27 protein-coding genes are annotated in these 23,792 nt (G+C 54.3%); 9 read left to right on the top strand and 18 right to left on the bottom strand.

Going from position 1 to position 23,792, the window contains the following annotated elements; genetic code table 11:
• The first annotated feature begins 11 nt into the window (after nucleotides 1-11).
• On the top strand, nucleotides 12-278 hold the full coding sequence (locus RGB73_RS11900) for an alpha/beta-type small acid-soluble spore protein (RefSeq protein ID WP_310772217.1): 267 nt from the start codon (nucleotides 12-14) through the stop codon (nucleotides 276-278).
• Nucleotides 279-357: 79 nt separating this feature from the next.
• Here the strand turns inward: RGB73_RS11900 and RGB73_RS11895 are convergent, their stop codons facing one another.
• The 3 genes from RGB73_RS11895 to RGB73_RS11885 all read right to left on the bottom strand — a co-directional run bounded on the left by RGB73_RS11895 (nucleotide 358) and on the right by RGB73_RS11885 (nucleotide 2,765).
• Nucleotides 358-546 carry a hypothetical protein gene (locus tag RGB73_RS11895; protein WP_310772214.1) on the bottom strand — a complete coding sequence of 63 codons (189 nt, stop codon included), beginning with the start codon at nucleotides 544-546 and terminating at the stop codon, nucleotides 358-360.
• A gap of 90 nt (nucleotides 547-636) precedes the next feature.
• Nucleotides 637-1,029 carry a LysM peptidoglycan-binding domain-containing protein gene (locus RGB73_RS11890; protein WP_310772211.1) on the bottom strand — a complete coding sequence of 131 codons (393 nt, stop codon included), beginning with the start codon at nucleotides 1,027-1,029 and terminating at the stop codon, nucleotides 637-639.
• A gap of 203 nt (nucleotides 1,030-1,232) precedes the next feature.
• A complete protein-coding gene (locus RGB73_RS11885) occupies nucleotides 1,233-2,765 on the bottom strand; it encodes a fumarate hydratase (RefSeq protein WP_310772209.1) in 1,533 nt (510 codons plus the stop codon).
• Nucleotides 2,766-2,943: 178 nt separating this feature from the next.
• On the opposite strand from RGB73_RS11885, the gene RGB73_RS11880 reads away from it, so the two are divergent.
• The 3 genes from RGB73_RS11880 to RGB73_RS11870 all read left to right on the top strand — a co-directional run bounded on the left by RGB73_RS11880 (nucleotide 2,944) and on the right by RGB73_RS11870 (nucleotide 6,473).
• Nucleotides 2,944-4,914, top strand: coding sequence for a beta-propeller domain-containing protein (locus tag RGB73_RS11880; RefSeq protein WP_310772206.1), 1,971 nt, complete (start codon nucleotides 2,944-2,946; stop codon nucleotides 4,912-4,914).
• A gap of 78 nt (nucleotides 4,915-4,992) precedes the next feature.
• On the top strand, nucleotides 4,993-5,682 hold the full coding sequence (locus tag RGB73_RS11875) for a tetratricopeptide repeat protein (RefSeq protein WP_310772203.1): 690 nt from the start codon (nucleotides 4,993-4,995) through the stop codon (nucleotides 5,680-5,682).
• 173 nt (nucleotides 5,683-5,855) lie between these two features.
• On the top strand, nucleotides 5,856-6,473 hold the full coding sequence (locus RGB73_RS11870) for a SurA N-terminal domain-containing protein (protein WP_310772200.1): 618 nt from the start codon (nucleotides 5,856-5,858) through the stop codon (nucleotides 6,471-6,473).
• Nucleotides 6,474-6,533: 60 nt separating this feature from the next.
• On the opposite strand, the gene RGB73_RS11865 is transcribed toward RGB73_RS11870, so the two are convergent.
• The 9 genes from RGB73_RS11865 to RGB73_RS11825 form a co-directional block, all read right to left on the bottom strand.
• Nucleotides 6,534-7,223, bottom strand: a complete 690-nt coding sequence (locus tag RGB73_RS11865) for an MBL fold metallo-hydrolase (protein ID WP_310772197.1) — start codon at nucleotides 7,221-7,223, stop codon at nucleotides 6,534-6,536.
• Between the two features lie 84 nt (nucleotides 7,224-7,307).
• A complete protein-coding gene (locus RGB73_RS11860; RefSeq protein ID WP_310772194.1) occupies nucleotides 7,308-8,099 on the bottom strand; it encodes an ABC transporter ATP-binding protein in 792 nt (263 codons plus the stop codon).
• Between the two features lie 154 nt (nucleotides 8,100-8,253).
• On the bottom strand, nucleotides 8,254-8,691 hold the full coding sequence (locus RGB73_RS11855) for a hypothetical protein (RefSeq protein ID WP_310772191.1): 438 nt from the start codon (nucleotides 8,689-8,691) through the stop codon (nucleotides 8,254-8,256).
• Nucleotides 8,688-9,512, bottom strand: coding sequence for a DUF3100 domain-containing protein (locus RGB73_RS11850; RefSeq protein WP_310772188.1), 825 nt, complete (start codon nucleotides 9,510-9,512; stop codon nucleotides 8,688-8,690). Before RGB73_RS11850 ends, RGB73_RS11855 begins: the two co-directional genes overlap by 4 nt.
• Nucleotides 9,513-9,544: 32 nt before the next feature.
• Nucleotides 9,545-10,720, bottom strand: coding sequence for a M20 family metallopeptidase (locus RGB73_RS11845; RefSeq protein ID WP_310772185.1), 1,176 nt, complete (start codon nucleotides 10,718-10,720; stop codon nucleotides 9,545-9,547).
• Between the two features lie 294 nt (nucleotides 10,721-11,014).
• Nucleotides 11,015-11,464, bottom strand: coding sequence for a hypothetical protein (locus RGB73_RS11840; protein ID WP_310772181.1), 450 nt, complete (start codon nucleotides 11,462-11,464; stop codon nucleotides 11,015-11,017).
• 124 nt (nucleotides 11,465-11,588) lie between these two features.
• Entirely contained in the window at nucleotides 11,589-13,118 is a 1,530-nt protein-coding gene (locus RGB73_RS11835) for an amino acid permease (RefSeq protein ID WP_310772178.1), read from the bottom strand.
• 18 nt (nucleotides 13,119-13,136) lie between these two features.
• Entirely contained in the window at nucleotides 13,137-13,274 is a 138-nt protein-coding gene (locus tag RGB73_RS11830; protein ID WP_310772175.1) for a hypothetical protein, read from the bottom strand.
• Nucleotides 13,275-13,448: 174 nt separating this feature from the next.
• Nucleotides 13,449-15,869: an EAL domain-containing protein gene (locus RGB73_RS11825; RefSeq protein WP_310772172.1), complete on the bottom strand. Its 2,421-nt coding sequence runs from the start codon at nucleotides 15,867-15,869 to the stop codon at nucleotides 13,449-13,451.
• A 203-nt stretch (nucleotides 15,870-16,072) separates the two neighbouring features.
• Between RGB73_RS11825 and uvsE the strand changes: the two genes are divergently transcribed.
• A complete protein-coding gene (gene uvsE, locus RGB73_RS11820; RefSeq protein ID WP_310772169.1) occupies nucleotides 16,073-17,002 on the top strand; it encodes a UV DNA damage repair endonuclease UvsE in 930 nt (309 codons plus the stop codon).
• 59 nt (nucleotides 17,003-17,061) lie between these two features.
• Here the strand turns inward: uvsE and RGB73_RS11815 are convergent, their stop codons facing one another.
• Nucleotides 17,062-17,361, bottom strand: a complete 300-nt coding sequence (locus RGB73_RS11815) for a hypothetical protein (protein WP_310772166.1) — start codon at nucleotides 17,359-17,361, stop codon at nucleotides 17,062-17,064.
• A 52-nt stretch (nucleotides 17,362-17,413) separates the two neighbouring features.
• Here RGB73_RS11815 and RGB73_RS11810 point away from each other — a divergent pair, with 52 nt between their 5' ends.
• The 4 genes from RGB73_RS11810 (at nucleotide 17,414) to RGB73_RS11795 (ending at nucleotide 20,666) form a co-directional block, all read left to right on the top strand.
• Nucleotides 17,414-17,815: a hypothetical protein gene (locus tag RGB73_RS11810; protein WP_310772163.1), complete on the top strand. Its 402-nt coding sequence runs from the start codon at nucleotides 17,414-17,416 to the stop codon at nucleotides 17,813-17,815.
• A 42-nt stretch (nucleotides 17,816-17,857) separates the two neighbouring features.
• The gene (locus tag RGB73_RS11805) at nucleotides 17,858-18,400 is read left to right on the top strand and encodes a hypothetical protein (protein WP_310772160.1); all 543 of its coding nucleotides are present in this window, start codon (nucleotides 17,858-17,860) and stop codon (nucleotides 18,398-18,400) included.
• A gap of 235 nt (nucleotides 18,401-18,635) precedes the next feature.
• On the top strand, nucleotides 18,636-20,144 hold the full coding sequence (gene hutH / locus RGB73_RS11800) for a histidine ammonia-lyase (RefSeq protein ID WP_310772158.1): 1,509 nt from the start codon (nucleotides 18,636-18,638) through the stop codon (nucleotides 20,142-20,144).
• A 99-nt stretch (nucleotides 20,145-20,243) separates the two neighbouring features.
• Nucleotides 20,244-20,666 (top strand): thiol-disulfide oxidoreductase DCC family protein, encoded by a 423-nt coding sequence (locus RGB73_RS11795; RefSeq protein WP_310772155.1) that lies wholly within the window; start codon nucleotides 20,244-20,246, stop codon nucleotides 20,664-20,666.
• Nucleotides 20,667-20,729: 63 nt separating this feature from the next.
• Here RGB73_RS11795 and RGB73_RS11790 read toward each other — a convergent pair whose 3' ends face one another.
• The 5 genes from RGB73_RS11790 to RGB73_RS11770 form a co-directional block, all read right to left on the bottom strand.
• A complete protein-coding gene (locus RGB73_RS11790) occupies nucleotides 20,730-21,650 on the bottom strand; it encodes an aldo/keto reductase (protein WP_310772152.1) in 921 nt (306 codons plus the stop codon).
• Nucleotides 21,651-21,723: 73 nt separating this feature from the next.
• A complete protein-coding gene (locus RGB73_RS11785) occupies nucleotides 21,724-22,233 on the bottom strand; it encodes an acyl-CoA thioesterase (protein ID WP_310772150.1) in 510 nt (169 codons plus the stop codon).
• 45 nt (nucleotides 22,234-22,278) lie between these two features.
• Nucleotides 22,279-23,031: a DUF3109 family protein gene (locus tag RGB73_RS11780; protein WP_310772147.1), complete on the bottom strand. Its 753-nt coding sequence runs from the start codon at nucleotides 23,029-23,031 to the stop codon at nucleotides 22,279-22,281.
• Nucleotides 23,032-23,072: 41 nt separating this feature from the next.
• Nucleotides 23,073-23,396 carry a hypothetical protein gene (locus RGB73_RS11775; RefSeq protein WP_310772144.1) on the bottom strand — a complete coding sequence of 108 codons (324 nt, stop codon included), beginning with the start codon at nucleotides 23,394-23,396 and terminating at the stop codon, nucleotides 23,073-23,075.
• 106 nt (nucleotides 23,397-23,502) lie between these two features.
• Entirely contained in the window at nucleotides 23,503-23,787 is a 285-nt protein-coding gene (locus RGB73_RS11770; protein WP_310772142.1) for a 4a-hydroxytetrahydrobiopterin dehydratase, read from the bottom strand.
• Nucleotides 23,788-23,792: the final 5 nt, after the last annotated feature.

The raw sequence follows: 23,792 nt of genomic DNA, 5'->3' as shown, positions 1-23,792 counted from the left end.
AGGTGATCAAAATGAGCAGAAGAAGGCGCCCTTTGGTCCCGAATGCCCGCACAGGTCTGGATGCGCTGAAGGCGCGAGTCGCGGATGTCACTGATCCGGATCAGGCGAAGTATGAAGTCGCTCGCGAACTGCATGTCCCGCTGTCGGACGGCTACAATGGGCAGCTCAGTTCTCATGATGCCGGCCGCATCGGCGGACGCCTCGGCGGCAGCATGGTCAAAGAAATGATCAAAATGGGCATGCAGGCCGTGCAGAACCGTTCGAATCCAAAAACCTGATGCTTCGTTTTTTATCGGCTTGATGAAAGAACCCCGTTGCCTATTGCCAAAGGCAGCGGGGTTCTCTTCGTTTGCTCCGTCAGCGAAGTCGGTCCAGCTTTTTGGCGCTCGGTTTGCGCGGTCCAAGCATGGTCTTGCTGATGGTATTTACTTTGTGAAAGGAATCGAATACGGTATCCAGGACTTCCACCAGCTCCCGGATCTGCACTACTTTCCCGTAGACACCATTGAAATGATGGCGCACAACTTTCCCATTGAGCCCGAACATGGCCGCACCTCCTCTTGATTCTCTCCTATCAACCTATGCAGCAGAGCCTGTGGAGGAAATGGCCAGACGAGAAAAATTATCGCACCTTCTTTACGAACGCGGAGGCGTGGTGGGACGAGGAGTCGGAGTTGTCGCCGGACGTGGGCGAGGTGCCGACGTCGGATAGGGCCGCTCCAGATTGTTGACGCGTGTCTCCAGTCTGCCGATTCTGGTCTCTAGCCTGTCTACGCGGTCATCCAGCTTGGTATAGTCGTCGCGCAGCGCATCGATCCGGTATTCGGCCCTCGTCAGACGACGGTCGAAGTCGCTCATGGGCGGTGGAGTCGGAGTTGGGGTGGTAGCTGTCGGGATGTAGATGGTCTGCCCGACGTAGATGTAATACGGGTAAGCGATATTATTGACGCGGATCAGTTCCTGGACCGATACGCCAAACCGGGCAGCGATGCTGTTCAGTGTGTCCCCCGCACGGACTACATAGTTCACGTTAGGATCACTCCTTATGGGATATGTTTCGCTACTAGCCTATTCCCTGCCGCGCCCGGCGACCCTAAACCAATACCCATTTTTGCAAGAATAGTCAAACACCCAGGTTAAACGCCGTGCCCCCTTGCGAAATGCCAGGCTTTCCTACCATGCCCAAACGAAAACCCTCCGACACATCAAGTGCCGGAGGGTTTCCAATCTTCTTATTTAAATACCGGTGCAGCAAATTGCGCCAATTTTTCCAGCGAAGATTTCTCTACATCCGCGTGCAAGCTGTTGCCATGCGAATCCATCGTGACGATCGCGGCGAAGCCTTTCACGCGCAGGTGCCACATCGCTTCCGGAATACCGAATTCCATGAAGTCCACACCTTCTACTTTTTCCAAGCATTCAGCATAGTATTGCGCGGCTCCCCCGATTGCATTGAGGTAGACGGCCCCGTGCTCTTGCAGAGCTTTCAGCGTCTTCGCACCCATACCGCCTTTTCCGATGACAGCGCGGATACCGAACTTTTTGATGATCTCGCCTTGGTAAGGCTCCTCGCGGATGGAGGTCGTCGGACCTGCCGCTTTCACATGCCACTCGCCCGCTTCGTCTTTGAGCATGACCGGACCACAGTGATAGATGATTCCGCCGTTCAGATCGACCGGGCAATCGTTTTCCATCAGGTAGCTGTGCAAAGCATCGCGGCCTGTGTGCATTTCGCCGTTGATGATAACCACATCGCCTACTTTCAGGCTGCGGATCTGCTCTTCAGAAATCGGCGCTTGCAGGACGACTTCCCGACGCTCGGTTTTTTCTTCTGCAGCCGCTGCCGGAGTCAGGTCCATTTCCACTTTCTCATCTTTGTACAGATAGCGGATGATTTCGCCTGTTTCCGGATTGAGGCGGACGCCCTGGCGGCGGAATGCCCAGCAGTTATACGCTACGGAAACGAAGAAGCTGGCTGGCAGGCGGTTTTCTGCTCCGATCTTACAGCCGAGCAGTGTCGCATTTCCGCCGAAGCCCATGGTTCCGATTCCCAGCTGGTTCGCGGTTTCCATGATGTAGTTTTCCAGCTCGGCCAGTTCCGGAATCGGATTCACGTCGTCCACGCGGCGGAACAGCTGATGCTTCGCCAGCGCATAGCCGGATGTGCGGTCTCCCCCGATGCCCACGCCGATGAAGCCTGCGGAGCAGCCTTGACCTTGCGCTTGATATACCGCATGCAGGATGCACTTGCGCACGCCATCCAGGTTGCGGCCTACTTTTCCGAGGCCCTCGAGCTCACAAGGAAGCGAGTATTGAATGTTTTTGTTTTCACATCCGCCGCCCTTGAGGATCAGCTTGATTTCGATCTCGTCTTCTTCCCACTGCTCAAAGTGAATGACGGGAGTACCTGGTCCGAGGTTGTCCCCAGTGTTTGCTCCGGTCAAGGAATCTACGGAGTTGGACCGCAACTTGCCTGTTTTGGTCGCTTCTGCGATTGCTTCCTTGATCGCTTTTTTGATGATCAGTTGGTTGACACCGACTGGCGTCTTCACTTCAAACGTCGGCATGCCGGTATCTTGGCAGATCGGAGAAACGTTCTCTTCTGCCATCACTACGTTTTGCGCAATCGTAGACAAGGAAAGCGCAGCGCGAGTGCCCAAATCTTCTTTTTGTTTTGCAGCGTTGACGGCGCGGCGCACGTCAGGCGGCAGGTTGGTGGACGTATCCGTGATCAGCTCGAGGATGCTTTGGTACAAGTTTTCCATCTATGACGCCCCTTTTGAGAAGTGGTGTGTTTGGTATCCTAAACCGCCTACTATTATAGCATACGCTCTCTTGGCTGTCCGTAGGTTGTGACCGAAGAAGTGTGAAACATTTGCCGCAACCATCCGTCCTATAATCAGGTGACCATACCGTTGTCCGAACGTATAAAGGGGGAAATTTATGAAGAAGAGATGGTCCTTGCTGCTCGTCGCGACCGTGCTTACGCTCGCATTCACTCCGCTATTTGCGGGTTCGGGCGCGCTGAGCGAAGAAGAAGTAGCGGCAGCCGGCGATGACGGTTTGCCGACTGTAGGCTCGTATAGCCAGCTCAAGAAGCTGCTGGAGACAAAGTGGCAAGAACAAGGACGAGGCGGATATGCGGGCATCATGGAGTCGGCCGTCGTCGAAAAACAGGCCGCCGCCCCGCAGTCCAGCATGGCAGGTGCAGCACCAGGCGCCTCGGCAGACTTCTCCAGGACGAATACACAGGTAGCGGGCGTTGATGAGGCAGACATCGTCAAGACAGACGGCTCATACCTGTACCAAGCGACACCTCAGGAAGTGCGCATCATCCAGGCCTATCCAGCCGACCGCATGCGGGTCGCCAGTCGCATCACCTATGCAGACGGACTCTTTTCGCCTCTGGAGCTGTACGTGGATGCGAGTCGACTGATCGTCATCGGCCAGGCGCACGAGTCGATCAAGGCTGCTCCGCAGACTTCCGCCAAGTGGAGAGTTCCCTACATCCGCGAGCAGCAAACCGTAAAAGCGATGATTTACGACACATCCGACAAGGCCAACCCTCGCTTGATCCGGCAGCTCGATGTGGAAGGCCAGTACCTGTCCTCTCGCAAAATCGGCGCGAATCTGTACATCACCGCGAATCAATACGTGGACGCGTACCGCATCCTCGAAGGCAAGGAGGAACTGCCGGGTCCGCTCTACCGGGATAGTGCGCAGGGCGATACGTACCAGAATGTGCCGTACGGAGACATCCAGTACTTCCCGGAGAGAATCCAGCCTGATTACTTGCTGGTGGCCGGCGTCAATCTGGATCGTCCTCAGCAAAAAATGTCCCTTCACACATATTTGGGCGCCGGCGAAAACATTTACGCTACCCCGGACCACCTGTACGTAGCAGTGACCGAGCACGAAGCAGTGAGGACCGCTTCCCAGCCGGTCAAGCAACCGGCGGCACCTGCCCTTCTGCCTGTGGCCGATAAGTCCAAGACGACCGTCTACCGCTTCGCAATGAAGGGCGGCACGCTTGCGTTCTCCGGGAAAGGCACCGTTCCTGGGACCGTCTTGAACCAGTTTTCCCTCGACGAGCACGACGGCTACTTGCGAATGGCGACAACCAGCGGGGACATCTGGCGCACCGATGAGCATACATCCAAAAACAACCTGTACGTGCTGAACGACAAGCTGGAGACTGTCGGGAAGCTGGAAAACGTCGCGCCGGGGGAGCGCATCTACTCCGTCCGCTTCATGGGCGACCGCGCCTATATGGTGACCTTCAAAAAAGTCGACCCGCTGTTCGTCATCGATCTGGCGCAACCGAAAGCTCCTGCGATTCTCGGAGCACTGAAGATACCCGGATACAGCGACTACCTGCATCCGTACGACGAAACGCACATTATTGGCTTCGGCAAGGAAGCCGAGTCGGATAAAGACATGGCCTACTACCAGGGAATGAAAATCGCCCTCTTCGACGTGACGGACGTCCAACATCCGAAGGAAGCGTTCAAAACCGTCATTGGAGATCGCGGGACGGACTCGGAGCTCTTGAGCAACCATAAAGCACTCCTTTTTTCCAAGGAAAAAGAGCTGCTCGCCTTCCCCGTGACCGTCTACGAACGGACAGACAGGCAAAAGTCCGGAGGCGATATTCGCGAATACGGCACGTTCACCTTCCAAGGGGCGTACGTCTATCATCTGAACTTGGAGTCAGGCTTTACGCTGACCAGCAAAATCACCCATCTCAGCGAGGACGAAAGGAAAAAATCGGGAGACGGCTGGTATGCGAGCCAACACAACATCAACCGCATTCTTACCATCAACGACACGCTGTACACCGTTTCCGAAGGCCGCGTAGCCGCTCAGAAAATAGAAGGAGGACGCCAGCTCGGCACTCTTTCTCTGACGAAATAAAAGGCGTTGCTCTGTCACGCGAACAGGTTCTGTGCTAAGATGGATGAGTAGAAGCAGGGAAGAAAGGGTGTCAACTGCGTGGAGTACTTGAATCTGAATCTGACATCAACGTTGGCGGGGGCGGCAGTCGTTCTCTTGGTCATGTTTGTTCGACTGCACTGGCCTTTCCGCTTTCAATATATGGCCAACCTGTTCAAACGACGTCTGGAAGTGAGGCTGAGCTGGCTGGAAGCCTCCTATCGGAAGAACCGTTCGCGCGCAGTAGCGATGCTGGATAAATCCACCCATGAAATCATGACCGGCAACTACGATCTGGCGGAAAAGTTCATCGTTCAGGGCATTCATGTGTGCAAGGATCAGCCTACCTTGTTCAACCAGGCGATGATTCACTACTTGTTTTACAATCTGGCCATCGTGTACTATTCGTCCGGCCGATACAGCGAAGCATTGGAAGTCGCTTTCCGCATCTATCAGCGCGATCAGGGCATGACCGATTCACTTGCGGTCATCGCCTGCTCCCACGCTCGTCTGGGAGAAGTGGAAAGCGCCATCGAGGCTTATCAACTGATCGCTACCAAGCGTTCGGCCCGCGAATGGAAGCTGTTCTGTCTCGCCGAGATCGAAGCGGCCAAAGGAAACTACGAGCGCGCACTCGCCCACCTGCGACAGCTGATGAGCAAATCCTCCAACGCTTTTCTCCATCTGAATCATTCTGAATTGGAGAAGCGATTGGAAGAATGGCAAAAAGCATCCACGCAAGCCGGATAACGAAAGATGGCAACACACCCACAAGCCGCACATTCGTTTTGGCTGTGCGGCTTTTCCATGTCTTCCACAATCCCCTTGCAAATGTGGAATTCTTGTAGGAGCGCATTACATTTTTCTCCCGTATCTTCTACCTATACTGTTTAGCAGATATGCAAGAAAGAGAGGGTCCATCTATGAAAAAATTTGATTTATCCGTCCTTACTGTATCCGTATTAATTCTCGGCCTTGCTGTCATCGGCGTCTCGCAAGCGAAGGAGCAATCGACTGATGCAGCGGTGGCGAAGGTTGGCAATATCACCATTACCCAATCTCAACTGTATGACGCACTCAAGAAAAAAGAGGGCGCTGCCGAAACGTCACAGCTGGTGACTGCCGAGCTCTTCAAATTGGAAGCAGCAGCGCAGGGCGTAACCGTAAGCGACGAGGAACTGGACAAGCTCATCAACCCGATCAAGGAAAAATTGAAGACGCCTGAAAAATTCCAGGAGTATCTGGATGCCAAAAAAATGGATGAGAAGGAGCTCCGCGAAAAGAGCCGACTCATTCTGCTGCGCGACAAAATGCTCGACAAAGCGTTTCCAGTCACAGAAGACCAGATCAAGGCGTACTACGAGAAATACAAAGAAAAGTACGAGAAGCAGACGCTGGAGCAGGCACGTCCGGAAATCGTAGAAAAAGTGAAAGACAAAAACAGAAGGTCCAACATTGAAAAATGGCTGGAAGATCTCCGCAAAAAATACAACGTCCAGATCCTTGATCCGGCTCTCGTAGACAAGAAAGCTAAAGAGTAGCAATGTCGCGTCACGTAAAAAAGACTTGTGCCCTAGTCGGCACAAGTCTTTTTTCTCGGATCAACTGCGGACGAGAGCAATGATCTCTTGGATGAAAGACACGACATCGCCTTTCAAAATCGGTCCATGCCCGGTCGCCAGCACTTCGATCGGCCAGTCAAGCAGGATCTCCAGCCCTTCCGCGTATTCGATCGCGCGCTCAGGCTCTTTCGTCTTCCAGAGGAGAATGTATTGTTTGTACGCATCGCGAACCTCGGGCTCCTCCCCTACGATGCTGCCCAGCTCGGAATCGGGAAAACAGAGATGGTCGCCTGTGAAGCACACCTTCGTTTGCGGATCGAACAGCGCGACAGACCCTTCCGTATGGTAGGAAAGTTGGCGGAACCGCAGCGAAGGAACATCCCCTCCGCTGCCGGTAAACGTGTGGCCGAACAAGGTCTGGGAGAAATCGTCCAGTTCGTAGTAGTCGTCCAAATGAATCCAGTTGTTCCGGGATGGAAACAAGTCGGCATTGCCGATATGATCAGGGTGGCGATGCGTGAAGTAGACGTACTCGATTTTGTCGGGTTTGACTCCGATGTCCTCAAGCGATTTTTGAAAAAAGGCCCGATTCTTTCGCAATTGGGAATCGATTAACACGAACGTGTCACCTTGTTTGATCACATAGCTATTGATGTAGCTTTTCCACGCTTCTTCATAGGTGATGATCGCCCAGGTGGAGTCTGCGATCGGTGCAACCACATTGGTCATGCCTCCATCTCTCCTCTCCTCCCAGATACTGTTCCTATTGTTATTATACACAATCATACACGAGCGTGCTTTCAGCCGCCAAACTTATCGCACCACTGCTTCTTCCCCTAGGCTGATCCAGACCCGCCCCCCAGAGCGGTGAATGTTTACGCTGACACCGAAGAAGCGCGTCAGTCTGTCTGCCGTCAGCACTTCTGCCGTCTCACCTGCCTGGTCGACCTTGCCAGCCTTTAAAAGCAAGGTGTGGGTGAAGCAGGGCAAAATTTCCTCGATATGGTGGGTAACGTAGACAAGCGCTGGTCCGCCCGGCTGTTTGGCGATTTTCTCGATCATCGCCAGGAGCTGCTCGCGAGACAACAGGTCGAGCCCCGTACATGGCTCGTCCAAAATCAGCAGCCGAGGCTTTGCCATGAGGGCACGCGCGATCAGTACCTTTTGGCGTTCCCCTTGCGACAGGGCTCCATAGGGACGATCTTTCAGGGCCACACAACCGAACATCTCCAGAAGCTCCTGAGCTGTCTGCTTATCTTCTTCGCTCGGAGCCGTATACAGCCCGATGGTGGCTTCGCGTCCGCTCAAAATGATGCGGTATGCCGATTCGTGCTCGTGCAGCTGCGCCATCAGAGCCGTGCTCACCCAACCGATCGATTTGCGCACTTCACGCAGGTCTACGGTCCCGTACAGATTGTCGAGGACGCTGACCTCGCCCTTGGTCGGCCAGGTGTACCCGCTAATGATTTTTAGCAGACTCGTTTTTCCCGACCCGTTCAAGCCGACGAGGCACCAGTGCTCTCCTTCTTTTACTTGCCAGTCGATTCCGTCCAGGATCGTCGTCTCGTCTCGTTGCCACGTAATGTTTTTCACATCGATAATCATGGTTTCTCCACTCCCGTTTTTCTCTATGATCCCTAAATGTTCTGATTATTACGAGTATACCCGTCATTTCCTGATCGATCAATTCTTTTGTACCATGTGAAAAACCTCCATGGGAAAAAGTCGCCCACGGAGGTTTTCGTTCATGCGCTCTCGATTAAAACTTCCCTTGAATCTTGAAAATGATTTCGGCAAACAACGTAGCAAAGAGGAAAGTACCCGTGAACACGACCAGGGACACCAAGACGATTCGCCAGCTCAGCTGCTTGAATAGATGAATGTCTTTTCCCAGCGACAATCCGGCGTATGCGAGAATCGGCGTAGCCAGAGCCAGCAGGTTGATTTTACCGATTGCGGCCGCCGTGTAGGCGTTGCCCGGAAAGAACGGAGAGGTCGCGATCATCGCGAACAGCGAGATCCAGACGATGGCCGGAGACTTGAACGGCAGGATTCGGGTAAAGCCCATGGCGATCAAGGTGATGACCACCAGCAGCAGAATGCCTGGCACGGATTCCGCCGGCGGCACGTGATAACCGATCCAGTTGCCCAGTAGCGCGATGGCACCGATGAGTACTATCGTCAGGATTTGGTTCATGCCTGGTGCCCTCCTTCATAGCTGTTCTTGCTCTTCTTTCCGATCACCGGCTCCAGCCATTGGTACAGGCGCTGGGTAAGCGGGAGGGATACAAAGATACATACGTACGTGCCGATAATGCTCATCATCAGGTTGGCTGCACCGGAATAGAAGGCGATGTCTTTTGTCGCTTCCGGAAAAATGACGGCGAGAGAGCCTGTCGCTGCTGCCATCATGCTGCCCGATCCGACGGCTGCCCCCATCGCGAGGGAAATCGGATGGAACAGCCCGCTGCTGCCCAAAAGGCTGGCGAGGATCGACATGTAGATCGCGCCGAACAGCGTTCCGCAGATGTATACGCCCAAGGCCCCGCGCGCCTCGGCGGAGTTCGCTCCGAATTTGTCCACGATGATAGCGAGGTTTGGTTCACGGTCCAAGGAATAGGTCGCGCCGATCGACTCGCGCTTGAGCCCAATCAGCAAGGCTACCGGCAATCCGAGGATGATCGTCCCTACGATGTGGCCGACCTCCTGGAACAAGAGTGAAACGCCAGACCCCATCAGCTTCGGAAGCTCGGGACCGATGTTTGCCCCCAGCTTGCAGATGAAGAGCAGGAACGACAAGCCCAGGATGTTCGCCGCGGCGTTCATCTCTTTTTCTTTCAGCCACTTGAATTTGGGCCAGCTGATAAAGCCGCCAAGCACCAATGCATACAGCATTGGGAACAAGGCAATGACCCCGATGCCGATGTTGATTTTTCGCGTGCCGATAAACTCAGTCAGCATGACCAGAATGAGTACAATGAAGTGCAGCTTGAACACATTAACGCGTTGCTCCGTCATGATGCTCCCCCCGTTTGTTCGTTCCCGAATTTTTATTTCATAACCACTTTTTCAGCCGCACGGATGAACAGCTCCACTCCCCGGACGAGACAGTCTTCGTCGAAGTCGAAGCGAGGATGGTGGTGCGGGTATGTGAAGCCTTTTTCCGGATTGCCTGCCCCCAGTTGGATGAAGCAGCCTGGTGCCTTTTCCAAATAGGCGGAGAAGTCCTCTCCCGGCATCAGCGGATCGATGTACATGATGTCTTCGTCTCCCCACCGCTCGCGAATGGTGTCTTCCATCAGCTTCGTCACTTTTTCGTCGTTGACGACCGAAGAGTATCCGAGTGAGTAGGTAAACTCGTAGGAAGCGCCGTGGGCCTCCGTGATCCCCTTGACGATTCGTTCGATCCACACGGGGATCTGTTTGCGGATTTCCGCATCGAAACAGCGGGTAGAGCCCGTGATGGTCAGGGTATCCGGAATGATGTTGTAGGCGGTGCCGGCATTCAGCATCGTGACGGAAATGACCAGCTTGTCCAGCGCGCTTACATTGCGCGACACGATCTGCTGCAAATGAGTGACGATCTGGGCGCCGATCACGATCGGATCGACTGTCAGCTCAGGCTGGGAGGAATGCCCGCCTTTGCCCTGGACCGTGATGTCGAACCGGTCTGTGGAAGACGTGAGCGCTCCGTAAAGAACGCCGAATTTGCCAACAGGCATGTACGAAGCCAGATGGATGCCGATAATCGAATCCATTCCGTCCGCCGCACCGGCCTTTACAATTTCTGCCGCGCCCCCAGGCGGCAGCTCTTCCGCGTGCTGGAAGAAGAACCGCACTTCGCCCTTGATCCGGTCTTTGAACCGGGATAGGATCTTCGCTGTCCCCAAGAGCATCGCCGTGTGCCCGTCATGGCCGCATGCGTGCATGACGCCAGGCTCGCTGGACGCATATGGCACCTGATTTTCCTCCTGAATCGGCAAGGCGTCAATATCCGCACGGATGCCGAGCACGGGCCCTGGCTGTGCGCCGATCAGTCTCGCTACTACGCTCGTCGGGGTCGGACGGGTGATTTCCAGGTTTCCAAAGGAAGTCAATGTCTCGTAAATGTACTGGGAGGTCTTGTTCTCTTGAAACGAGAGCTCCGGATTTTGGTGCAGATAGCGGCGCCATGCGACCACTTGCTCAGCGACTTCTGCTGCCAATGCTTGTGGATCCCAACTCATCTAAAACCTCTCCTTTTCGCAAAGCTGCCTCAAAATTTAACTATCATTAAAAATAATAACCTTTGGTGAATATATCATGTTTTCAGGCAAATGACAAATGTCCATTCCAGGAGGACAAATCCGTTTGATTCTCCTCTCTTTTTTTCGGATTTATAAGACATTTTAGTCAATTCCACTGATTCTGTCCACGCTAAACAAACTTTATGAATGGTAAAATCATTTTGATTACGGGAAAACATGGCCTTTCACAGACGAAAACCAGTTCATCGTACTGATGACTGGTCCTGCCATCCCCTATGGATTGATCGCGACAATGTAAAACTTGCCCTGACTTTGCCTAAGCCAGATCTCCCCGCTTCCTACCATGACTCCCTGATAGTTCACGAAAGTCTCACTCGCAGGCTGATGCTCCAAAGCCAGCCTGACCCTTTCCGTCATGATTTCCTCGTATTCGGCGATAAACTGCTTTTCATCCGTCACGAAGCGGCTTTGCCCGTCTTTGTTCACCCTCAGCGGATACTGAACGTTTCGAGCCACGGCAGCCTTGTTTTCTCTGTTCACCCACTTTTGCAGCTTTGCGTAGAATGCCTCGAACTGATCGGGATCCGTAATGCCGGCGACGGCGTACCGATTCCCCGTTTCCTGCGCGTACAAGCTTGGCAGCGAAAGGCCGCTTATCACAGGCAAAAACAAGAGACAACTGGCTGCAATTGCCGTCACCGCTGCTTGTTTAGCCTTCCACATCCTCCAAAAGCCCCTTTCTCGAAACGCCTAGTATTGTTCGTAGCTTCCCCGGCCCTCCCCTCTCCCTATGCAAAAAAGCCCTCCGCCTTGTGCAGAGAGCTTTCCGACTATAACTGTTCGGCTTTCATGGGTTTCGAAACTTCTCTTCCTGCATGCGAATCTCCTCTTCGGAATTGCCAAGTGCCGCTTGCGGTCCCGGGAAGTGCTTTTTGTAATAGGCCAGATCCATGACAAGAAGCAGGACAAACATGGCGATCAGGGCGTAGCCGGCTGTTTCGTTCGGCGGAATGACCATCATGATCGAGATGAAGACGATCCAGATCAGACTCAGCACATTGATCGTTTTGCTCCAGCTGCCCAAATTCCACGGTCCGTAATGCTTGCGCCGAAAGAGCCCCCGCGCCTCCGCCCGCAGCTTCAGGTAGAGCGGAATACCGTAAGCGACGTAGAGTCCGACGACGCTTACCGCCGTGAGAAAGGCGAGCGTCGTGTAGGTGGTGTTGGGATTGACGGTTTTCACGATGTAATCAAACAAAGCCAGCGCAAAAGAAAGGATGATGACGAGCCAGATCGCTTTGGCAGGCGTCCGGTACTTGGTGGAAATTTCCGCCCAATGGCGGCTCCACGGCATGCCTTTGTCACGGGAAAACGCGTACAGCATCCGCGAAAACGAGGTAATGGACGCCAGTCCGCAAAACCACATCGCAAAGGTCACCAGCCACAGGACGACCGAACCGAATGTACCGCCCAGCGCCTCGCTGATGACGTAAATGAACGCGTTTTGCGCCCCGCTGGCCGCCTCCGCATCCGTGATGGACAACGTCACAAAGGCGAGCATGATAAACCCGAAGATAAAGGAAAAGGCCACAGAAGTAAAAATTCCCCAAGCAGCGCGCACCCGAGGATTGATCGTCTCTTCGATCGTGTGTGCGGAAGCGTCGTAGCCGGTAAACGTCCACTGGGCCTGCAGCAGTCCGATCAAAAAGGCGAGCGCGTATGGTTTGTCCGAGAACGTCTGCCCGACCTGGAACAGGTAGTCGAGCGGCTGAAGGTCGTGGCGAGAAAAGAAAACCAGGCTGCCAACGAGGATCACCACGACGCCGATGTGATACCACGCGGAAAAATCATTGAGTCGGGCCACCAGCCGAATGCCGATGTGATTGAATATCCCGTGCAGAAGCAACGTGACGCCAAACAGGATCAACGTGGTCGTTTCAGTCGACGTGTAGCCGAAAGCACTCGCCAGCAGTGGATCCGCAAAGAGGGAAAACGAGTAGTCGATTCCTGCGACGATCCCGATTTGGCCGATCAGATTGATCCAGGCCGTGTACCAGCCCCACCGTTTGCTCCCCAGTACCGCCGCCCAGTGATACAGGGCTCCCGCCGTCGGAATCGCCGAGGCGAGCTCCGCCATCGAGGCGGCAATCAGAATCACAAACAGGGCGACGATCGTCCAGCCGAAGCCCATCATGCCGGGTCCCCCGTACAACAGACCATGGCCGTACAGCGAAACGGCTCCCGTCAAAATCGAGATGATGGAGAAGGAAATCGCAAAGTTGGAAAACCCGCCCATATCCCGCAGAAGCTCTTGCGCATAGCCGAACTTGTTGAGATCCCTTTTGTCCTCCAGCAGTTGATTTTCTTTGTCGTGCATCCGCTATCCCCCCTTTGTTCACGAATTCGCTTTCGAACCGATGAAGCTTTCGTGGTCGCCTTCCTGAAAGCGGCGCACGCTTTCATTCGCCCGATAGCCAATGGCGACGGCTACCCCGATGGTCACCAGCACCAACAGCAATCCCAGCCAAAGCATTCATACCCCCTCCTTTCCTCCCGGATCGTTCACGTGGCCAAGGCAGCAAGTCTAGTACATTGTACGTATGAAATAAGCAGCTAGACCACGTGAATAAACGTCGAGCTGTGACGCGGAGAGCTCGCAACATAAAAAGCGCAGGATCGCTTCCCTGCGCTTTAGATTATTGTCGTTTCAGCTGACTTTTTCGTTTTGCTGCCGGATGAACGAGGTACTTTCCGCAAGCGGCAAAGGCTTGCTGAAGAGATAGCCCTGTACCTCTTCGCACAAATGCTCCTGCAAGAAAGCAAGTTCTTCGCTCGTCTCCACGCCTTCTGCGATCACATGGAGCTGCAAGTGGTGGGCCATGGCGATAATCGCCTGAACAATCGCCCGATTGCTGGGGCTTCCCTTCATGTCGCGGACGAACGAGCGGTCAATCTTCAATCGATGGAGCGGAAACTCCTTGAGATAGGATAAGGAGCTGTACCCTGTGCCAAAGTCATCGATGGCGATATGAACGCCGAGCTCCTTCAGTTCCGCAAGCGTATTGCTGGCTCGATGAACATCGATCATCGTACTTTCGGTTACCTCCAGCTCCAGGTAGCGCGGTTCGAGCCCCGACTGCTCGAGAATCTCCGCAACGGATTGGGTAAAGTCTTTCTTCAAAAACTGACGGGCAGACAGATTGACCGCGACGCGCAGCGGAGGGAGGCCGAGGTTTTGCCACTCTCTGTTTTGACGGCACGCCTCACGCAGTACCCATTCGCCGATCGGCACGATTAAACCGGTTTCCTCGGCCACCTTAATGAATTGATCGGGGAACATCACACCCCGCTCCGGATGATTCCAGCGAATGAGCGCCTCCATGCCTACTACCGAGCCATCCTTCAGACTGACCTGCGGTTGGTAATAGAGTGTAAACTCCCCTAAAGCAAGCGCGCGGTTCAGCTCATTTTGGATGAACATTTTATCGGCTGTCGCCTGCTGGAGGTCGGGAGCGTACATATGGTAGCTGTTCTTTCCCCGCTCCTTGGCAGAATACATGGCGGTATCCGCTGTCTTCATCAAACCGTGGCGATCCTCTCCATCTTGCGGATAGCGGGAAATTCCGATGCTCGTTGTGATGTAAAGCTCGTGCCCGTTGATCAAGAATGGCTGCTCGATTGTCCGATTGAGCAAGTCAGCGATTTCAAGCACAGACTGCTCAGAGGTCTCAGCCAGTATCACCATGAATTCGTCCCCGCCGAGCCTGCTCACTACACCGCGATTTCCGATACCGCTGACCAGACGCATCGCTGCTTCCTTGAGCAGCAAATCGCCGTAGTCGTGCCCGAGCGAGTCGTTGACGAGTTTGAAACGATCCAGGTCGAGAAACATGACGTAGACGACTGTGCCCATCCGTCTGGCCTCGTCGATCATGGCATCCAGCGTTTCCTCTACGTATCTGCGGTTCGGCAGCCCGGTCAACGCATCGTGAAAGGCGAGGTATTGGATCCGCTCCTCGGTCTGCTTTTGCTCCGTTACGTCCCGTGCGATCATAAAAACGCCGGCGACTTGCTGGTCGACAAAAACGGGGACATTGGTCAGGTTCAAATGCACGTGGCGGCCCATCGCGATCAATGCAGCCTCGTACGTCTGAGCTCTTCCGTCAACCGCTTCCGCAAAGCGAGCAGCCAGGTTCTCACGGTCTTTCGCATCGCACATGCCCATCATCGCTTCCAGCGAGAGTCTGTCCGCACCGGTCAATCGCTTGGCGGCCGGGTTCAGGACGCTTTCTTCGCCATCGAGCGTGTAAAAGAAGACGGCGTCGTAGTTGTTTTCGAAGAGCGACTGATAGCGTTCGTCGCTTTCCATCATTCGCCATGTATTTCCTTTGAACAGCTTGTCCATGTACATCGATAGCAGCGTCACTCCCAGGATGAGAAGCGTCACTGCACCGACGGCATAGGCGATCCAGATCGGGGCGGCCGACCACGCTCCCTCTTCCGCTGCCACATGCTCATGGCCGATAAAGGTGGTGGCGTACATCCCGGTGTAGTGCATGCCGGCAACCGCTGCCCCCATCACCAGCCCTGCCGCCATTTTCAGTCCCATCTCCCTGAAGCTGTTTGCATGCCGTAGGCGAAACGTCAACAGGAGAGCGACGACAGATACGCCGATCGCAACGGCGATGGACACGGAAAACCAGAACCAGTCGTACCGAATGGCAGCATTCATCTGCATGGCAGCCATCCCGGTATAGTGCATGGAAGCGATTCCAATTCCCATGCACAATGCCCCCAGCACCAGCCTTCTCCACGACATCGTCCTTTTGCTGATGGCCCAAAGCGCAATGCCGGAAGCGATAATGGCAAACAGGATCGACAAGATGACCATACCGAGATGGTATTGAACCCGGATAGGCAAATGCAGAGCGAGCATGGCGACAAAGTGCATCGCCCAGATGCCCAGTCCCATCGATACTGCGCCCGTACACAACCAAAGCAGGCGGCTCCTGCTTTGCGATTCATGGATACGTCCGCTCAAATTCAGTGCCGTGTAGGAGGCCGATACTGCGAGTGCATAAGAGAAAAAAACGAGGGTAAGATTGTAAGAATGACTAAGTGTGTTCATGGCACTCTCCCTTTTAACCGAGCCCTTCCCACTTGAATGTTGGCAATATTCCCCTATCTTATCCCTTTTGTTATCATCTGACAAGAAGTTCGGGACTTCATTTGTCCCTTCTCCCGCCTCTTTCCTTGGGAACTTTTCGTGAAGCGATCTGTCGGCAAGCCGGGGATACTAAAACCACGATTACGCGAAAGGGAGTGAGCGCCTTGATTCGTTTGGGCTATGCCTGCATCAGCGTAAACACGAAAAACAACCCCAACAAGAAAACAACCGTCGCTCAGTTGAACAAATTGGATTCGGAAGCCCGGTTAAAAAAGCTCCGGCAAATTTTGCAAACCAACTTCTTCAATTTGATGGACATCCTCGCCTACAATGTGGAGAATCGCATCTTTTTATATCGGCTTCCATCTGAATTCGTGCCGCTTGCGACCCATCCCGTCGCAGAGGGCTGGGATTGGGCAAGCGAATTTTCCTGGGACTTCCAAAAGGCCGGTGAGTTTATCCGCAAGCACGGCATTCGCATGACGTCCCATCCAGGCCATTTCAGCATCTTAAACAGCGACAAGCCAAACGTGGTCCAGTCGACGATCGAAGACTTTCGCTTTCATTCCCGCGTCTTCGATCTGTTCGGGCTGGATGACAACTCCGTGCTGGTCACGCACGTCGGCGGGATTTCGGGCGACAAAGCGGCAGCGCTGGACCGTTTCGCCCAAAACTTCGAGCGGCTCCCTGATACGGTGAAAAGGAGGCTGGTCGTCGAAAACGATGACACGTCTTTCACGATGGTGGATGTGCTGGAACTATGCGAGCGAATCGGCATCCCGATGGTTCTCGACATTCACCACCACCGCTGCCATTCCGAAGGAGAAAACTGGATCGATTACTTGCCGCGCATCATTCGGACATGGGGGGACCGCACACCCAAGTTTCATATGTCATCGCCCAGGTCGGAAAAGGAATTCCGTTCCCATGCCGACAATATCGACCCGGACGACTTTGTCCATATTGTGGAGAGTTTATCCCCTTACAACGTCGATGTCATGCTCGAATGCAAAAACAAGGACGATGCACTTTTGACATTGCGCAGAGAGCTTGGAAAGCGCGGTGTAGATGCTGAGGCATTGGCACAGTCCTAATGGCTTTTGCAAAAATGGACAAAAGACGCCCGCTCGCAACTGGCGTCTTTTGCGTATGCTTAATAGGAACAGCCGCAATCGCAGCCGTATCCATCACCGCTCGAGGAAAATCTGTGGCTATACGAGGACGATCCGGTACTGAAAGAGGAAGATCCTCGACTGAACGAGCTGCTGATCTTGTGCTCCCATCCCTTGCAGCGGTCGTGGTAATGCTTCATCCTGCGCTGATGATGCTTGTAGTGCTTGCGGTATTCGTTGTACTTCCTGCGGTTATCCCGATGCTGCTCGCATTTGTGATGGTAGTATTGCATCCGGTCCATGTGGAATTGGAATTTGAACAGGTACAGTTCGATGTCCACTCCCGCATGTCCTTTGGGCGGCATAGCATTTGGCGATGTATGTGGCGCCTTTTTGTTCGGCATCATGTGGGGCATATTTGGCGAGACATCGTGCCATTTTCTGTGCGGCATATTGGGGGATGCGTTCGGCATTTTATGGTATGGCATGTTGGGGGATGCGTTCGGCATTCTCCGGCTCGGCATATTGGGCGACACGTTCGGCATTCTCCGGCTCGGCATATTGGGCGATGCGTTTGGCATTCTTCGGTTCGGCATATTTGGCGATGCGTTTGGCATTCTCCGGTTCGGCATGTTGGGTGAGAGGTTCGGCATTCTCCGGTTCGGCATATTGGGCGACACGTTTGGCATTCCCCTGTTCGGCATGTTTGGAGACACGTTTGGCATTCCCCTGTTTGGCATATTTGGAGATACGTTAGGTCTGTTGGGCATACCGGCATTCGGCGGTACCGGCTGAACGGGCTTCCGGTTCGGGAGCATGGGCTTCGGTGCGATCGGGTTGGCAGGCATTTTGGGCGGCATCGGGTTGGCAGGCATCCGGTTCGGCTTCTGTATGGATTCGTTGGGGGCTGGAAGTACGGGCCGCTTAGGTATCGGGCGCATAGGCTTCACCGGTTTCGGCTTCTCAGGCGACGGCACATTCGGCGACAGGTTTGGCGATGGCACGTTTGGGGATGGTACGTTCGGTGACGGTACGTTCGGTGACACATTGGGCGATGGCATGTTTGGAGAAGGCATGTTTGGGGACGGCATATTCGGCGACGGCATCATTGATGGAGGCTTCGGCATTTCTTTCGGTATTTGCTTCGGCATTTCTTTCGGCATTTGCTTCGGCATTTCTTTCGGCATTTCCTTTGGCCTTCGCGGGTGCGCGGGAGGCATTGGCGCCATGCTCGGCGGGACTTTACGTCGCTTTTCCACGGAATGGAACACGTCCTTTCTGGTGAAATCACACAGTACATGGTATGACATTCATCCCGTACAGGGAAACGACACTTGCCCAGTTTGGAAAAATGGACTAAGCCCGATTTTATGGAAATAGGTAAGCCGCCGTGACAACATATCACTTGACTGCGCGCCAGCATACGATACAATTGAAGTACTTATGAAAAAAATCTGACATTTGCGCGAACGAAAGTGGAGGTATACGTATGCCGGGCAATAAGCCTTTGCGTTATGCCAATCACATACAGCACCCGATAAGAGGGGTTAGGATCAATTGGTCCTAACCCCTCTTTCTTTTCGTTCTCTGCTATGCTAAAGGAGGAAATTGGAACATGAGCCAGCAAACCAACCTGATTTACCTGAATGGAAACGAACTCGAAATATCCGATGTCGTCTCCATCGCGAGACACGGGGGCCGCATCGCGCTGTCGGCGGACGCATGGGAGTGCGTTCGTCGCTCGCGGAAAATGGTCGAACAGATGGTTCAGGAGCAGCGTGTTGTTTACGGCATCACGACCGGCTTCGGCAAGTTTTCCGACGTAATGATTTCCGGAGAAGACGTGAGCAGGCTGCAGGAAAATCTCATTATGAGCCACGCTTGCGGAATGGGCGAACCGTATCCGTCGGAAGTCGTTCGGGCCATAATGGCTTTGCGCATCAATGCGCTGGCCAAGGGCTACTCTGGCATCCGCGAAGAGACGCTGCAGCTTCTTTTGGAGCTTCTCAACAGGGGAGTTCACCCGATTATCCCCCAGCAAGGCTCGCTGGGAGCAAGCGGCGACCTGGCCCCGCTCGCCCATATGGTCCTCGTGATGCTTGGCAAGGGAGAGGCCGAGGTGAACGGCCGGCGCATGCCAGGAAAGGAAGCGCTGGAGCAGGCAGGCCTTTCGCCGATCACTCTCCAGGCAAAGGAAGGGCTCGCACTCATCAACGGTACGCAAGCGATGACGGCTCAGCTTTGCCTCGCTTTGTACGACGCACGAGTCCTTCTGGAGAGCGCAGAAGTGATTTCCGCCATGACGATCGAAGCTCTGCGCGGCATTCCGAAGGCATTCGATCCGCAGCTGCATCTCGTCCGTCCTCACCCGGGACAACAGGAGTCCGCCCGCAAGCTTCTGATCCATCTTGCAGGGAGCGAGCGCACGACTGAGCAAGGACAGCTGCGTGTGCAAGACGCGTACAGCCTTCGGTGCATTCCCCAGGTGCACGGAGCCACGAGGGACACCCTCGAATACGTATGGTCCACGGTCACTCGTGAATGCAACAGCGTGACCGACAATCCCGTCCTGTTCACAGAAACCGGCGATGTTATTTCAGGAGGAAACTTCCACGGCCAGCCCATGGCACTTGCAGCGGATTTTATGGCCATCGCCGTCGCAGAGCTCGCGAACATCTCCGAGCGCCGAACCGAACGCCTGGTCAACCCGCAATTGAGCGGCCTCCCCGGCTTTCTGACGGAAAACGGAGGACTGCACTCCGGATTCATGATCACGCAGTATGTGGCAGCGTCGATCGTCTCGGAAAACAAAGTGCTTTGCCATCCTGCGTCTGTAGACTCGATCCCGTCATCTGCAAATCAGGAAGACCATGTAAGCATGGGGACGACAGCTGCCCGCAAGCTGCGTACGATTGTAGACAATACGGCAAAGGTACTTGCCATCGAATATTTGGCTGCGGCGCAAGCGATCGATTTTGGCACCGGTGATCTGGGAGCGGGAACTCGGAGAGCTTTCAAAGAACTGCGCAAGGTCATTCCCCGCCTCACTGATGACCGGGAGATGAATCCCGACCTCGTGCGAGCGGAGGAGCTCATCCGCAAGGGGACGCTCTTCTGGGTGTAGCTTACCCCGGACTGCCCTATTCTTTTTCGCGTGAAGCTCTGCTAAGATAAAAAGGAAGCTACATCGACTCGATTCGTCGAAAAATGGGAGGACTGCCCCGTGCCAACATCCCAACAGCCGGGCCATACCGCATCCATCTTGTTGTTTGACGGCGTCTGCCATTTTTGCAATGGCGCCGTTCAGTTCATTCTGCGCCGGGACCCGCATGGCCGCATCCACTTTGCATCCCTGCAATCGGCGAAAGGTCAAGAACTGCTGTCCGCTTTTCAATACGAGGGCAACCTCCAATCCGTGGTACTGATCGAGAATGGGAAGCTGTATACCAAATCTGATGCGATCCTGCGCGTAGGCCGCAAGCTGAATGGAGCTTGGCCCTTCCTCGCAACCGCCGCAAGGATGCTGCCAAGGAGCCTCCGCGACCCGATCTATGATTGGATCGCCCGGAATCGCTACCGTTGGTGGGGGCAAGCCAAGCAGTGTATGCTGCCTACCCCTGAGGCAAGGGCCCGCTTTCTGGAATAACTGTGCATGAAAAAAAGGGCGTGTCCGTCGAGACACTGCCCTCTTTCTTTTTCTTGCCCCAGCCTATTTTACAACTGCCTGCGGATGGTCGTCGCTCGCCAATTCTGCCGCTTTCGCATTGGCTTCCACCTGAGCTGGACTCTTGCTTCCCGGAATGACGGTGGTGACGGCAGGATGCTTCAGGCACCAGGCCAGCGCCCACTGCGCCATGTCCATCCCTTCCGGCACTTCCGTACGCTTGATTTCTTCCACCTGCTCCAGCAGACTCGCGACATGCTGCTTGTCGTGGCGGTGACGGACATCGTTTCCGGCGAACACAGAACCCGGCTTGTACTTTCCGCTCAAATAGCCGCTCGCCAGGGGGACACGAGCGAGTACGCCAAGATCTTGCTGCTGGCAAGAGGCGAATACTTCTTCCTCCGGCTTGCGGTCCAGGCGATTGTACACGACCTGAATCGTCTTCGCATTTACCTTGGATGCCGACTCCGTTTGGTGGAGGTTGCCGTTTTTGGCGATCGACAGGCCCAAATGCCTGATTTTCCCTGCCTGCACCTGCTTGTCAAGCATGGTCCAGAGGTCGTCGTTGTCAAACGCTTCATTCGGGCCGGAATGGAACTGGTACAGATCGATGTAGTCCGTTTTCAGGGCTTTCAAGGACTGATCCAGCTGCTGCAGTACCTCGGCCGGCCCGTATTGATCCGTACGGCTGAACTTGTCGTGGAAGTGATGGCCGAATTTGGTTGCCACGATCCAGTCTTCTCTGCGGTCTCTCTGCAGGTAGTCCCCGATCAGGCTCTCCGACAGATGATCGCCGTAGCATTCAGCGGTATCGATCAGATTGATCCCGAGTTCTTTCGCCTTGTTCAGGATCGCATCGACTTCGCTTTGGGTAAAATCCATTCCCCACTCTCCGCCGAACTGCCAGGTGCCAAGCCCGACAACCGAAACGTTCAGATCCGTTTTTCCCAATCTGCGGTATCTCATCGAAACCCCTCCCCTTTTTCTTCTGCGTCTTATCGCAACTGAGCGAACTGTCGCTCAGGAAAAGCCCATGCGCTTAGATCGTCTTTTCGATCGTCAACTGGCTAATGAATTCCTGCGTGCTCGCCTTGCGTTCTTTGCGCATTTTCTTGCGTTCTTCGGCGGAAGCCATCAGCCGCTTCTCTTCGTCCGTTTGTGGTTCGACTGCTGGCACTTCCGTCGGGTTGCCTTCTTCGTCCAGCGCGACAAAAGTGAGAAACGAGGTGGCAGTCAATACCCGCTCGCCCGTCTGCAGATTTTCCGAGATCACTTTCACGAAAATTTCCATCGATGTTCTTCCCGTAGCCGTTACGATCGCTTCGAGGCAAATGGAATGTCCCATTTTGACCGGAGCCAAAAAATCGATGGAATCGATCGATGCCGTCACGACCGGGCGGCGGGAGTGCCGCATCGCTGCGATCGCTGCCACCTCGTCGATATAAGCCATCATTGTTCCGCCAAAAATCGTCCCGTGATAATTCGTATCCGATGGTTGCACCAGGGAAGCCTGGATGGTTCGAGAGTCTTGGGTTGTCTTGATTTTCATTGCTGTTGCTCCTTTGTGAATCTACTAATCGCAGTTCCCATCATATCACAAGGCCACGGTGGTTCCAATTCCATCTCGGAGCGTCCTTGCTCTGGATTGCTCAGCCAGCATGCTTTCCACAGGATTTGCCTGTTCTTTCAGCAAGTAGCGAAGCAGCGGAAGGTTCCACTCATAAGCAGGGCGGTAGCCGTCCACTGCAAAGGCAGTATCGTCCAAATGCCTGGCAAGCTTGCGCCTCTCCAGACTCGCGCAATAAAAGTGCTCCAAATAGTCGGTCCCCCACCGTGAAAAGGAAGACGTCTCTGGCGTCACGGCCGTAAACAAGATCCCGCTTCCCGTGTCGATCAGATCAATCGGGTAGAGTTGGCAGCTAATCGGCTTGAGCCTGAAAAGATCGCTTCCCTCTGCCTCGGCATAGGCGTGGATGGCGCAGCCGTACCTGCCGCCGATTTCCTGAAAGAACAGGCAATCCCCATGGCGGGTACGGATCGTTCCCGGCGGCTGCCCCGGTTCCCAAATTCCCCGGTCGCTCCAATTGTCACGCTCTCGCGGATCTTCCAGACGCGCCGAAATAGCCGACAGCTCCTCCTCGATCACCGGGATTTGCCAATGGTCTACCGCATATGGTTGTCCGTCTTCGCAGCACGTTGCCCCGTGTACGGCACGGCAGTTCCAGCAGTCCAGATGAAAAGGGGAGAGCAGTGCCGGTACATCGATCAGGAAATCACCCACACGCACGATGCTTTCCCGATTGCGTTTCATGTATTTTTCGCACTGGTACGCCTCTTTTTGCGTCATCGGATCAGGCGTCCCTACAAAACGAAACCGCTCTGGCCGCATCATTTTTCCAGAACGACTTCCGCTTCTGTGCCGAAAATGGACAAACGTCCGTCTACGTATGTCGCAAGATCCACTTCTTCACCCGGAATCTCCATGAGAATTTCCACCGTTTCCGCTTCCTCATCGGCAAACAGCAAGAGCAAGTCTTTCTCGTCAAACTCGTTGTCCGTCAGCTTGATCCCGACCAGCTTCCCCGTAAATTGCGCCACTTCCTCTTCATCTTCGCTCTCCGTATCCCATTGAGTAAACGTAATCGTGGCCTGCCGATTCTCAAATTCGTCGGTCAGCAGCTGCATTAGCTTTGCGTGTTGTTCGATTTCCATGTTCATCCCTCCGAAAAGTTGCTGGTACGCTCATCATATCAGACCGGAGCGCGAAAGCCAAAACAAATGCCGCTTCCCAAGGCGGGAGCGGCAATTTCGTCCTTTCCTAGCTGACTTTGCTGATCGTTTGTGCCAAGGCAAAGTCCTTGCCCGTCAACCCTCTGGCTTCCCGTGACGCCAGAGTAAACGTGACCGTGCCGCCATTCAAGGTAATTTCCACATGCTGGTTGTCGTGCTCCAAAAGCTCAGCCACCCGGTTGACGAAGCTGACTGCTGTTAAAAAATCCTTGCAATGATACGTTCGAGATAATGCCATCCGGTCTTCCATCAGCTTCCAGCCAGGCACCTTGCCCAAATACAGTTTGACCTGCTCCAAAGACAGCTTGCTCACAAGCA

The sequence above is a fragment of the Brevibacillus brevis genome (assembly GCF_031583145.1).
Classification (GTDB): domain Bacteria; phylum Bacillota; class Bacilli; order Brevibacillales; family Brevibacillaceae; genus Brevibacillus; species Brevibacillus brevis_E.
The sequence above is the reverse complement of the archived record's forward strand: the minus strand, read 5'-3'. Positions and strand labels throughout refer to the sequence as shown.